Raw genomic sequence first — 12,219 nt, forward strand, 5'->3', positions numbered from 1 at the left:
CATGCAAATCGGTTCTATTGTCCGATCGGTGCATATCGCCGTGCCGCAGGGCGCGCGCGGAATCGTCATGCGCATTCTCGGCGACATGGCCATGGTGGCGTGGTATGCCGGCGAGCCCGGCACGTCCGAGCACCTGAATACTGAACCCTTTTTCCTGGAAGATCTGATCGATACGGGCGAGCAGGTCCGTCCGTCGAGTGCGCAGGTTCATTGACGCTGGTTCGAGTTCGACGCGTTGGCTCGTTGGCCCGTCTGCGCGTTTGCTGTCTGTAAGCCGCGCGCCCATCGTGCGGCGACCCTGCGCTCAGGCGCCGTCCACCGCATCGTGAGCCGTTGCCCTCGTGTTTGACGGCGGCGCGGCGCACAATGCGTGCATGAACGACGACACTTCCGATTCCCAGGCCGGCGCGAATAGCGCTGCGCCCTTCGCCCGGCTCCAGCCGGAAATCGTGCTCGACGCGCTCGACAGCGTGCTCGCTACCGTCGGTGTACGAACCGACGGCCGCATGCTGCCGCTCAACAGCTACGAGAACCGCGTGTACCAGGTGGGCGTGGAAGACGGCCCGCCGGTAGTCGCGAAGTTCTATCGTCCCGAGCGCTGGAGCGACGCCGCCATTCTCGAAGAACACGCATTCGTCGCCGATCTTGCCGCACGCGAGATTCCGGCGGTGCCCGCGCGCGCGTTCGAAGGCCGCACGCTGCACAGCTTCGAGGGCTTCCGCTTTTCGATCTTCGAGCGTCGCGGCGGTCGTGCGCCCGATCTCGACCGGCGCGATACGCTCGAATGGCTGGGGCGTTTCATCGGCCGTATTCACGCGGTGGGGCAGACGCAAAACTACACCGAGCGTCCCACGCTCGATATCCAGACCTTCGGCTACGAGCCGCGCGATTTCCTGCTGGCACAACGCTTCGTGCCGGACGACGTGCGCACCGCGTGGGAAACCGTAGTGAATCTCGCGCTTGAAGGCGTTGAGCGTGCATTCGAGCGCGCCGGTGAGATTCGCCTGCTGCGCATGCACGGCGATTGTCATCCGAGCAATGTGCTGTGGACCGACGCGGGCCCGCATTTCGTCGACTTCGACGATAGCCGCATGGGGCCGGCGATTCAGGATTTGTGGCTGCTGCTGCCGGGCGAACGCGGCGAGGCGTCGCGCGCGCTGACGGATCTGCTCGCCGGTTACGAAGACTTCTGCGACTTCGAGCCACGTGAACTCTATCTGGTCGAAGCGTTGCGCACGCTGCGCCTGATTCACTATCAGGCGTGGCTCGCGCGCCGTTGGGACGACCCGGCGTTTCCGGCGGCGTTTCCGTGGTTCAACACACAGCGCTATTGGGAAGACCGCATTCTCGAATTGCGCGAGCAGATCGGCGCGATGCAGGAAGGACCGCTCTGGCCGGTTTGAGCGCGCGCATTGATGTGTGAGACCGCCGGCGCTTCACGGCGCCTGCGACGCCACGCTCGACGATTCCACCAGCGTCGATTTAACAATCACCTCGGCGCGCACGTCGCGGCCGATCGCTTCCATCGCGGGACGCATCTGCGCGAAGTCGTCGGGCGTGCAGACGTCGCTGTCGAAATGCGTGGCGCCTTCGCGCGTCATCGTGACGACGTTGCTGAGCGGATCGAACGTGTACTGCGACTGAAAATCGACGAAGCGGTCTTGCGTGCGTTTCGCCTCCGGCATGTCGAGCACGCGGAAATTCGCGGGCAGTTCGATACGCGCGTGTTCGTGCAAGGTGAGGTTGTGGCAGACGAACGGTTGCGTGCGCTGACGTTCGCCCAGCCAATAGCGCGTGTCCGCTTCGAAGCCGCCGGCCAGACTCGTCAGCGCCGGAATCGATGCCGCTGCACCCGGCACGACGAGACTCTCCAGCGTGCCTTTCATCGTGATCGTCAACGGACCGTCGACAGCGCTCAGGTCGCTGGTGCTGAGCGTCGCCGTGCCGCGCAGATTCGCGCTGCGCAACTCGGCCTGAATCGATTCCTCGCGTTGCGCGGGCGTCTGCATGCGCAACATCGCGCGGGCCTGTTCGGCGGACGCGCCGGCCGCTTCCAGCCGGTAGGTGAAGCTCGCCGAACCATCCGGTTCGACCTTCATCGACAGGTCGCTGCTACGCGTCATGAGCGCGGTGGCGGGGGTGCTCGCCAGTACGCCCTGACCGACCAGCACGGTCGGCCGGTTCATATCCGACGAAGGCAGAAAACCGAATTCGACATTCGACGCGGTCGAATCGGCGTACTGCTGCAAATCCGGCAGCCACGTAATGATGTGATTGATGACGCCGTAGCCCGGCACGCTCGGCAGCGTATAGATCGAGCCGCTGCTGATCAGCGCCGGCTCGTTACGCACGCCGGCCGCGTCGAGCAACGCGCCGTATAACGCGACGTGGTCCTTGCAGTCGCCGTAGCGGTTCGCGAGGATCTCGCTCGCGCTATGCGGCACCACCGCGCCGCGCCCTACATTGATCGCCACATAGCGGACGTTGCGGCGAACCCAGTCGTACAGCGTTTTGGCTTTATCGCGCGGTGTGTGGTCGTGAGCGGTGAGCTGTTGCGCGAGACGCGTGACCGCGGCGTCGTGCGCGCTCGGGTCCGCCGCGGATTCGCGGTAGGTCGCGGCGAACGCGGCGTAGTCGGGGAAAGTCGAGACCATCAGCCGATCGCCATAAGACACGTACGCAATCGAGCCGCGCTCCAGCCGGCTGAAGTGCGACTTGTCGTAGCGATACTCGTAGCGCGTGCGGCCGTCGCGCGTGACCGGTTGCAAGGCGGTGAAGCCGCGCGCGTCGGCATAGAGCGGTTTGTCGGCGGGCAGGTCGTAGATCAGATGGAAGTTGTGCGTCGGCGCGAGGTCGGGCGGCGTGAAGTCGCTGAACTGGCCCGGCACGATGGGCTGCTTCTGCGTCTTGCTGTAGGTGAGATGCACGCGGGCGCCTGGCTCGACCGCGGGGAACACGATTACCTTTTCCTGAATGTCCTGGAACATCGGCGCGTCGAACGAACGGGCTTCCTGCACGTCGCGGATCTGCTCGGGCTGCACGTCGTGACGCACACCGTCGGCGGTCGTCGTGTAGGCCTCGAGAATCTGCACGTCCGCCATGTTGCGATTGAACCAGACGTATTGCTGCGCCACACGCGCAACGCCGGCTTCGTTGTTCACGCGCAGCGTCATCGTGTCGAGCTTGGAGAAGGAGCCGTCGGCGTTCACGGTGAAGGTCTGCGTCTCGCCTTCGTTCGTGTAGGGATCGTCCAGTTTGGTTGGCACGCTCGCGCTCGCCGAAGGAACGCCGGCCAACCAGCCGGACAACGCCAGGGCGAAACAAACCACGGAAGAAGGGCGCATGGCGGGTAAGGTTCCGGCGGCAATGTTGACGGGATCGCCAGCTAGAGTCGGTTTGCGCCGCGTAGATGTCAAGCGGTAGCCGCTCGCTGCGATTGAGGAAATGCCCTATTTGTGTAATGATATCCATTCTCAATTGAAAGGCATCGCCAGCGTACCGTCACATTTCTCCTCCTCTGTGACTGCCAGCCAGCCAGCTTTTCAGCCGGACGCCCTGGACCGCAAGCCGGGTCGTCCGGCACCTCCTCTCGATACTCGTACGTAATCCCCTTTACTGCTGCCCAGAGCGCGCGATGTTGCCGTGCCCGGTGGCGATCAATTTGCCGTAGCTGGAGCCTGGATGTGAATGCGCCTGATTCGATCGATATGAAATCTGCTGCTGCCGACGGCTCGCAATACACCGCGCACACGCCGCAGCGAGGTCATCATCTGATGGACGACGCCGAGCAGGCCGCACGGCGCCAGCGTTCACGGCGCGCGAACTTCATCAAGTGGCTGCGCAAGGTGCACGGCTGGGTCGGGTTGTGGGGCGCCGTCCTGGGTCTGATGTTCGGTGCGACTGGCTTCCTGCTGAATCACCGGGGCGGGCCGCTGAAGGTGTCGTCGGGCGAGCCGCAGGTCGAGGAAATGCAGATTCCGGTGCCGCAGAAACCGCTGCGTTCGCCGATAGACATGGCGAAGTGGCTGCAAGGCGAATTGAAGATCGACGGCAAGCCGGGCAAGGCGAAGCGCGAGCCGGCGCATCCGGTGGCGTGGGGCGACCGCAGCACGATGCAGCCGGAGTTCTGGCAGGTCGGCATCTTCGGCACCGCGCAGAACGTGCAGGCTGAGTACTGGGTCGGCAACGGCTTTGTCGCGGTGAAGCGCACCCACAACTCGTTTCTCACGACGATGAACAATCTGCATCGCGGCGTGGGTTTGAGCGTCGGCTGGGTGTTGCTGATCGATACGATTGCCGGCGGGATGATTCTGCTGTCGCTGACCGGCGTGCTGCTGTGGACCGAGTTGAACAAACGCCGCCTCGTGGGCGTGATTCTGGTGAGTGGCTCAGTGATTGCCGCCGTGGTGTGCGGATTGATGTAATCCGCGTTTCAGCTTGCTTCGCGCGGCGGCGGCGGTTGTGGCAACGGTTATGGCAAGACTTGCCCCGCACGCCGCACGCCGCACGCCGCACGCCACACGAGGCAATCGAGCGCTTAAGCTAACGCGCCATCAAACGCTACACGCTACACGCTGCATGTCGCGTCACCGGACGCCGCAATTTCCCGCGCGGCCTTCGCGCCTTCAACCTTCAGCAGCGTCGGTAACGAAACGCCGTTCTTGGCCGCCGTCACTTCGGCGAGAATCGAAACCGCGATCTCCGGCGGCGTGCGGCTGCCGATATAAATGCCCACCGGCCCATGCAAGCGGGCCAGTTCGGTATCGTTCAGATCGAACTCCTTCAGCCGTTCGCGCCGCGCCTGGTTATTGCGCCGCGAGCCCAATGCGCCGACGTAAAACGCCGGCGTCTTCAACGCTTCCATCAGCGCGAGGTCGTCGAGCTTCGGATCGTGCGTGAGCGCGATCACCGCGCAGCGCTCGTCGAGCTTCATGTCGGTCACGGTATCGTCCGGCATGGTGCGCACGATCTTCGTGCCGGGGATATCCCATTCCTCGGTGTACTCTTCGCGCGGATCGCACACCGTCACCTGATAGTCGAGCCCGACCGCGATCTGACACAGATAGCGCGACAACTGCCCCGCGCCGATTACCAGCATCCGGTAACGCGGGCCGTGAATCGTCAACAGACGCTCACCGTCAAACAGCACGCCATCCGTGGCTTGCGCATCGCCGAGTCGCACCGCGCCGGTCGCCATGTCGAGTTCGCGCGCGACAAGGCGGCCGTCTTCCACCGCATTGCACAGTTCCGCGATGCCGCTTTGCGGCGCCAGCGGTTCAAGCACGAGCTGGATCGTGCCGCCGCAGGGCAGGCCGAAACGATGCGCTTCTTCCGCCGTGATGCCGTATTTCACCGCTTCCGGTTGCGTCTGCTCGATACCCTTTTGCCGTACCCGATCGATCAGATCGTCTTCGATGCAGCCGCCCGAGACCGAGCCGACCACGAGTCCATCGTCGCGTACCGCGAGCATCGCGCCCTCGGGACGCGGCGACGAGCCCCACGTCTTCACCACCGTTACCAGTAGCGCGCGATGTCCCTCTTCCAGCCAACGTGCGCTGGACTTCAGGACTTCGAGATCCACGCTGTCCATGATTTCTTCCTTTTCGTTGCGTCGCCGCCGGACTCGGCGTCCGCGGCCTCATTCTGTGCTGTATTGTCCCGCGCCGTTGGATCGGCTGCTGGCTCGGTGCCTTCCGGGGCGGCTGCGTCCAAGCTTTCAGCGCTGTCGCCACCCTCGCCACTCACCAGCGCGCCGAAGCGCTTGAAGAATTCGCCCGCGATTTTACGCGCCGCGCCATCCACCAGTCTGGAACCGATCTGCGCGAGCTTGCCGCCCACCTGCGCGCTCGCCGTGTAGGCGAGTTTCGTGGCGGCGTCGCCGTCGGCTTCGAGCGTGACGCGCGCATTGCCCTTGGCGAAACCCGCGGCGCCGCCCTGGCCTTCGAACACGATGCTGTAGCCGTTCGGCGCGTCGATGTCGGTCAGTTGCATGCGTCCTTTGAAACGCGCCTTGACGGGGCCGACCGCAGCGCTCAGCGCGACCAGATACGCGTTCTCACCGTCGGGATCGATGCTTTCGCAGCCCGGAATGCAGGCGCGCAAAATTTCCGTGTCGTTCAACGCGTCCCACGTTCGTTGCTGCGAAACCGGCAGTGTGTGGGTGTCGGTCAGTTCCATGACGGCGCTCCTGCGGTGGTCCTGGCGGCGACGGCGGGACGCGGCGCGCGCGTGAGTTGCGCGAGGTCGTGGCCGAACGCGGTCAGGCTGTCGAGATTATGAACCGGACGATGCGCGTCGACATACGGCAGGATCGCCTGCACGCCGCGCGCTTTCGGGGAAAAGCCGCTGAAACGCAGCAGCGGATTGAGCCAGACGATCCGATGCGCGAAGCGGTGCAGACGCGCCATTTCGGTATCGAGCACGTCGATCGCTTCGTGATCGAGGCCGTCCGTCACGAGCAGCACCGTGGCCCGGCCGGTCAGCACGCGCCGCGCCCAGCGGCGATTGAATTCCGCGAGCGCCGCGCCGATCCGCGTGCCGCCCGACCAGTCGACTACCTGATCGGTGAGCGCGGCGATCGCGACGTCGGGGTCGCGCTCGCGCAGCGCGCGCGTCGCGTTGGTGAGTCGCGTGCCGAACAGAAACACCTGCAGCCGCTCGCGCGACTGCAACAGCGCGTGGCAGAAATACAGCACCGCGCGCGAATAACTGCTCATCGAACCGGAGATGTCGAGCAGCAACACGAGCGGTGGTTTGCGCTCGACCACCGCGCGATACTTCCACACGGTCCAGTCGCCGCCCGAGCGCACGGCGTGTCGCGCGCTCGCGCGCAAGTCCGCATGCGTGCCGCGCGAGGCGGCCTTCAGGCGGCGCGTCGGTTCGGTGGCGAGCGGCAGGCGCTGGCCGCGGATCAGGTGACGCAAAGTGCGCCATTCATCGGCGGTGAGGGTATCGAAATCGCGGTGGCGCAGCCGTTCTTCCGCGCTGAAGGTGGCGTGCGCGCGCAGTTCGTGCTGCTCGGTTTCCTGCGGGGTCTTGCGATGCGGCGAGGGCGGCGCGCGCACGGCGAGCGCGTCGGCGAGACGATTATTGCGTTTGGGCGGCGGCAGGCCGTCGCGCACTTTCGGCAGCAGCAGCGCGCGCAGCTTGCCTTCCCAGTCGGGATCGCGCCAGAACAGGTCGAAGGCGGCGTTGAACAGGTCGCGCTCGTCGGGCGCGGAGACCAGCGACGCGGCCAGCGCGGCGCGCACGTCGTCGCGGCGGTCAAGATCGATCCAGTGCAGCGCGGCGAGCGCGTCGACGGCATGCGCCGGCGACATCGGCAAACCCGCACCGCGCAACACGCGCACGAAATGGACGACGTTGCGGGCGAGGGTGGGCGTATCGTCGGGCGTCGTCATGCTGACTATCCCGGCGCGGCGAGACACTGCGCGATTTGCGCGGCATCGACGCGCGCCAGATCGTCCTGATACTTCAGCAGCACGCCCAACGTGTTCTGCACCGACTGCGGATCAAGCTCCGTCACCGACAGTGCTTCCAATGCGCGGCACCAGTCGATCGTTTCGGCAATCCCGGGCGCCTTGAACAGATCCATGCCGCGCAGCCGATGCACGAAATCGACCGCGCGTCGCTGCAATTCCGCCGAGGTTTGCGGCGCCCGCGCGGCGACGATCTCCAGCTCACGATCGCGCTCCGGATAGCCGATCCACTGGTACAGGCAACGGCGCTTCAGTGCGTCGTGCACTTCGCGCGTGCGGTTCGAGGTCATCACGACCAGCGGCGGCTGCGCCGCGCGCACCGTGCCGTATTCGGGAATCGATACCTGAAAATCCGACAGCAGTTCCAGCAGAAACGCTTCGAACGGTTCGTCGGCGCGATCGATCTCGTCGATCAGCAGCACCCGCCGCGCGCCCGGATGATGCTCGTCGGGCATCAGCGCTTGCAGCAGCGGACGCTTCAGCAGGAATTCGCCGCGATACAGCGTGTCGTTGTCGGGGCGTTCGCCGGCGGCTTCGGCGAGACGCAGCGCCATGATCTGACGCGGGTAGTCCCACTCGTACAGCGCGCTCGCCGTGTCGAGCCCTTCGTAGCATTGCAGCCGCAGCATCGTCGTACCGAGCATGCCGGCGGCGGCTTTGGCGAGTTCGGTCTTGCCGACGCCCGGCTCGCCTTCGACGAACAACGGCCGCTCCATGCGCAGCGCAAGGTACAACGCGGTCGCGAGTTCGCGGCTGGCGAAATAGCGTTGGTTCGCGAGTTGTGCGAGGGTGTCGTCGATTGAAGCGGGCTGCATGGTGGTCCTGAATTGAGCGAAGGAATGGGCGGCTGACGCCGGCGTGCAGGAGCCGCACGTCTCGTCAGCCGCCCATGGCGATAGTCGCTAACCGATCGCCTTCGTCACCGCGCGCGCGGCGAGCACCGGAATCAGATGCGCGCGGTAGTCGGCGCTCGCGTGCATGTCGGTGTTCAGATCGGCCGCCGACACCGTCACCGCGCGAGCCGCCTCGGGCGTGAAATTCCCCGACAACGCGCTTTCCAGCTCCGGCACGCGAAACACCGACGACGCCGCGCCCGTCACCGCGACCCGCACGCCGCTCGCGAACTTCGCGACGAACACGCCGACCAGCGCGAAGTGCGACGCCGGATTGCGGAATTTCTCGTAGGCGGCGCACTCTGGCACGGGAAACTCGACGGCGACGATCAGCTCGTCAGGCGCGAGCGCGGTCTCATACATGCCGACGAAAAAATCGCTCGCGGCAATGCGTCGCCGCTCGGTGACGATGGTCGCGTCCAATGCCATCGCGGCGGCCGGATAGCACGCGGCGGGATCGTTGTTCGCGAGCGATCCGCCGATCGTGCCAAGCGCGCGCACCTGCCGGTCGCCGATGTGCGCCGCAAGCTCCGCAAGTCCCGGCGATACGCGCCGTAGCTCCGCGTGATCCGCGACGTCGGCGTGACAGACGGCTGCGCCGATCGTCACCTTTTGCGCGTCGACGCTGATCGATTTCAGCGCGGGAATCCGCGTCACGTCGATCAGTTGCGACGGCTGCGCGAGACGCAGGCGCATGGTAGGCAACAGGCTCTGACCGCCGGCCAGGAACTTCGCGTTGCTGTCGGCGGCGAGGGCGGCGACGGCCGCTTTGGGATCCGTCGCGCGTTGATACTCGAATGAATACATGTCGAATGCTCCGCTCAGGATTTCAATGGGCTGCTTACGGTTGCTTCGCCGCGCGAATCGCGGACCACACGCGATGCGGCGTCGCCGGCATTTGCAGGTCCGTCACGCCAAGCGGCGCGAGCGCGTCGAGAATCGCATTGATCACGGCCGGCGGCGAGCCGATCGCGCCAGCTTCACCGCAACCTTTCACGCCGAGCGGATTGTGCGTACACGGCGTGCCCTTCGCGGTTTCGACGGTGAAGTCCGGCAGATCGGACGCATGCGGCATTGCGTAATCCATGTACGAGCCGGACAGCAACTGGCCGCTCTCGTTGTCGTACACGCAGCGCTCCAGCATCGCCTGGCCGATGCCTTGCGCGAGCCCGCCATGCACCTGGCCCGTGACGATCATCGGGTTGATCACGTTGCCGAAATCGTCCACAGCGGTGAACTGCTGGATCCGGCACACGCCCGTGTCAGGATCGACCTCGATCTCGCAGATGTACGCGCCAGCCGGATAGGTGAAGTTGGTCGGATCGTAGAACGCGCTTTCCTCAAGGCCTGGTTCGAGCACGTCGAGCGGATAGTTGTGCGGCACGTAGGCCGCCAGCGAAATCTCGGCGAAGGCCTTGGTGCGATCAGTGCCCGCGACGCGGAACACGCCGTCCTTGAACTCGATGTCTTCCACCGCGGCTTCGAGCAGATGCGCGGCGATTTTCTTCGCCTTGGTTTCGATCTTGTCGAGCGCCTTCATGATCGCCGAGCCGCCCACCGCGATCGAGCGCGAGCCATATGTGCCCATGCCGAACGGAATCCGCCCGGTGTCGCCGTGCACGATCTCGACGCTTTCCAGCCCAATACCGAGCCGGTCCGCGACCACTTGCGCGAAGGTCGTTTCGTGCCCCTGGCCGTGACTATGCGAACCGGTGAAGACGGTGACCGAACCGGTTGGATGCACGCGAATCTGCCCGACTTCGAACAGACCCGCCCGCGCGCCCAACGCGCCCGCGATGTTCGACGGCGCGAGACCGCAGGCTTCGATGTAGCACGAGTAGCCGAGGCCGCGCAGCTTGCCGTTCTGTTCGGATTGCTGCTTGCGCGCGGCGAAACCTTTGACGTCCGCGAGTTCGAGCGAGCGCGCGAGCAGGGTGTCGTAGTCGCCGGTGTCGTAGGTGAGGCCGACCGGCGTCGCGTACGGAAACTGGCGGATGAAGTTGCGGCGGCGGATCTCTGCCGGATCGAGCTTCATGTCGCGCGCGGCGGTTTCGACCAGCCGCTCGACCACGTAGGTCGCCTCAGGACGGCCGGCGCCGCGATAGGCATCCACGGGAACCGTGTTGGTGAAGACCGCTTTGACCTCCGCATAGATCGCGGGCGTGGCGTACTGGCCGGCGAGTAGCGTCGCGTACAGGATTGTCGGCACGCTCGACGCAAACGTCGACAGATACGCGCCCATGTTGGCGGTCGTGTGGATGCGCATGGCGAGGAACTTGCCGTCGGCGTCCATCGCGAGTTCGGCGTGGGTCACGTGGTCGCGGCCGTGCGCGTCGGAGACGAACGCTTCCGAGCGCTCAGCGGTCCACTTCACCGGACGGCGGATTTTCTTCGACGCCCACGTCAGCGCGACGTCTTCGGCGTACAGGAAAATCTTCGAGCCGAAGCCGCCGCCCACGTCCGGCGCGATCACGCGCAGTTTCGATTCCGGCAGCGACAGGACGAACGCCGCCATCAGCAAACGCTCCACGTGCGGGTTCTGATTCGCGACGTACAGCGTGTAGCTGTCGTCCTGCACGGAGTAGCTCGCGTTGACCGCGCGCGGTTCGATCGCGTTCGGGATCAGGCGGTTGTTGACGATTTCGAGCGTGGTGACGTGCGTGGCTTTGGCGAACGCGGCGTCGGTCGCGGCTTTGTCGCCGTGGCCCCAGTTGTAGCAGATGTTGTCGGGCACTTCGTCGTGCACGGCGGCCTGGCCTGGATCGGACGCGTGCGCAGTGTCGACCACGGCGGGCAGCACGTCGTAATCGACTTCGATCAGTTCGGCGGCGTCTTTCGCGGCCTTGATTGAATCGGCAATCACCAGCGCGACCTGATCGCCGACGTGCCGCACTTTCGTATGCGCGATGATCGGATGCGGCGGCTCGTTCATCGGCTTGCCGTCGGTGCTGTGGATCAGCCAGCCGCACGGCAGGCCGCCGACGTTGTCCGCCGCCATGTCCGCGCCGGTGAAGATCGCGATCACGCCGGGCGATTGCCGGGCCGTTGTGGTGTCGATACTGGTGAGCTTGGCATGCGCGTGCGGCGAGCGCAGGAACACGGCGTAGGTTTGCTGCGGCAGGACGATGTCGTCGGTGTACTGACCGTTGCCGGTGAGGAAACGGTAGTCTTCCTTACGTTCGACCGAAGCGCCGATCAGATGGGTGTCGGGTGCGTTCATCGTCGGCTCCTCAGGCGGTGGCGGGCGCGGTGGCCGCTGAGTTGGCGGTTGCGCTGTTGCCGGCGCTGCTGGCGGCTGCGTTGGCCGAGCCGGCGGACTTCATGCCCACGGCGCCTTCGAGCACGGCTTTGACGATGTTGTGATAGCCCGTACAGCGGCACAGATTGCCGTCGAGCTGGGCGCGGACCTCGTCGCCGGTGAGATCGGGCTGGCGTTCGACCAACGACACCGCGCTCATGACCATGCCGGGCGTACAGAAGCCGCATTGCAGGCCGTGACAGTGTTTGAAGGCGGCTTGCATCGGGTGGAGCGCGCCGTTCTGGGCGAGTCCTTCGATGGTGGTGACGGTTGCGCCGTCGGCCTGTACCGCGAGGATGTTGCAGGACTTGATCGCGCGGCCGTTCAGGTGGACCGTGCAGGCGCCGCACTGGGCGGTGTCGCAGCCGACGTGGGTGCCGGTCAGGCGGAGCTGCTCACGCAGGAACTGGACAAGCAGGGTACCGGGGTCGATTGAGGCGCTGATCGCGGCGCCGTTCACCGTCAGACTGATGCTGATCGTCATGAAGCTGTCTCCTGTGAGGTGAGACCGGACCGTTTTTCTGCTTTGTTTTGGTTTTACTCGCGGGGT

11 protein-coding genes are annotated in these 12,219 nt (G+C 65.3%); 3 read left to right on the plus strand and 8 right to left on the minus strand.

Annotation, left to right across the window (positions count from 1 at the left end):
• Position 1 precedes the first annotated feature (1 nt).
• Complete coding sequence (locus HWY05_RS17525) at positions 2–214, plus strand: hypothetical protein (protein ID WP_035554043.1); 213 nt, start codon at positions 2–4, stop codon at positions 212–214.
• A gap of 160 nt (positions 215–374) precedes the next feature.
• The gene (locus HWY05_RS17530) at positions 375–1,403 is read left to right on the plus strand and encodes a serine/threonine protein kinase (RefSeq protein ID WP_035554040.1); all 1,029 of its coding nucleotides are present in this window, start codon (positions 375–377) and stop codon (positions 1,401–1,403) included.
• Between the two features lie 33 nt (positions 1,404–1,436).
• Here HWY05_RS17530 and HWY05_RS17535 read toward each other — a convergent pair whose 3' ends face one another.
• Positions 1,437–3,344 (minus strand): DUF3857 and transglutaminase domain-containing protein, encoded by a 1,908-nt coding sequence (locus HWY05_RS17535; RefSeq protein WP_176059056.1) that lies wholly within the window; start codon positions 3,342–3,344, stop codon positions 1,437–1,439.
• A gap of 339 nt (positions 3,345–3,683) precedes the next feature.
• Here HWY05_RS17535 and HWY05_RS17540 point away from each other — a divergent pair, with 339 nt between their 5' ends.
• Positions 3,684–4,424: a PepSY-associated TM helix domain-containing protein gene (locus HWY05_RS17540; RefSeq protein ID WP_244146635.1), complete on the plus strand. Its 741-nt coding sequence runs from the start codon at positions 3,684–3,686 to the stop codon at positions 4,422–4,424.
• 143 nt (positions 4,425–4,567) lie between these two features.
• Here HWY05_RS17540 and HWY05_RS17545 read toward each other — a convergent pair whose 3' ends face one another.
• The 7 genes from HWY05_RS17545 to HWY05_RS17575 all read right to left on the minus strand — a co-directional run bounded on the left by HWY05_RS17545 (position 4,568) and on the right by HWY05_RS17575 (position 12,153).
• Positions 4,568–5,590 carry an XdhC family protein gene (locus HWY05_RS17545; protein ID WP_035554033.1) on the minus strand — a complete coding sequence of 341 codons (1,023 nt, stop codon included), beginning with the start codon at positions 5,588–5,590 and terminating at the stop codon, positions 4,568–4,570.
• Positions 5,563–6,177, minus strand: coding sequence for a carbon monoxide dehydrogenase subunit G (locus tag HWY05_RS17550; RefSeq protein WP_176059057.1), 615 nt, complete (start codon positions 6,175–6,177; stop codon positions 5,563–5,565). The genes HWY05_RS17545 and HWY05_RS17550 overlap by 28 nt, the downstream gene beginning before the upstream one ends.
• A complete protein-coding gene (locus tag HWY05_RS17555; RefSeq protein WP_176059058.1) occupies positions 6,168–7,400 on the minus strand; it encodes a VWA domain-containing protein in 1,233 nt (410 codons plus the stop codon). The genes HWY05_RS17550 and HWY05_RS17555 overlap by 10 nt, the downstream gene beginning before the upstream one ends.
• Before the next feature lie 5 nt (positions 7,401–7,405).
• Positions 7,406–8,293, minus strand: coding sequence for a MoxR family ATPase (locus HWY05_RS17560; RefSeq protein WP_176059059.1), 888 nt, complete (start codon positions 8,291–8,293; stop codon positions 7,406–7,408).
• 87 nt (positions 8,294–8,380) lie between these two features.
• A complete protein-coding gene (locus tag HWY05_RS17565; protein WP_176059060.1) occupies positions 8,381–9,178 on the minus strand; it encodes a xanthine dehydrogenase family protein subunit M in 798 nt (265 codons plus the stop codon).
• 34 nt (positions 9,179–9,212) lie between these two features.
• The gene (locus HWY05_RS17570) at positions 9,213–11,591 is read right to left on the minus strand and encodes a xanthine dehydrogenase family protein molybdopterin-binding subunit (RefSeq protein ID WP_176059061.1); all 2,379 of its coding nucleotides are present in this window, start codon (positions 11,589–11,591) and stop codon (positions 9,213–9,215) included.
• Between the two features lie 10 nt (positions 11,592–11,601).
• Entirely contained in the window at positions 11,602–12,153 is a 552-nt protein-coding gene (locus HWY05_RS17575) for a (2Fe-2S)-binding protein (protein WP_176059062.1), read from the minus strand.
• Positions 12,154–12,219 lie beyond the last annotated feature (66 nt).

It is taken from the genome of Paraburkholderia sp. BCC1876 (assembly GCF_902833695.1).
Classification (GTDB): domain Bacteria; phylum Pseudomonadota; class Gammaproteobacteria; order Burkholderiales; family Burkholderiaceae; genus Paraburkholderia.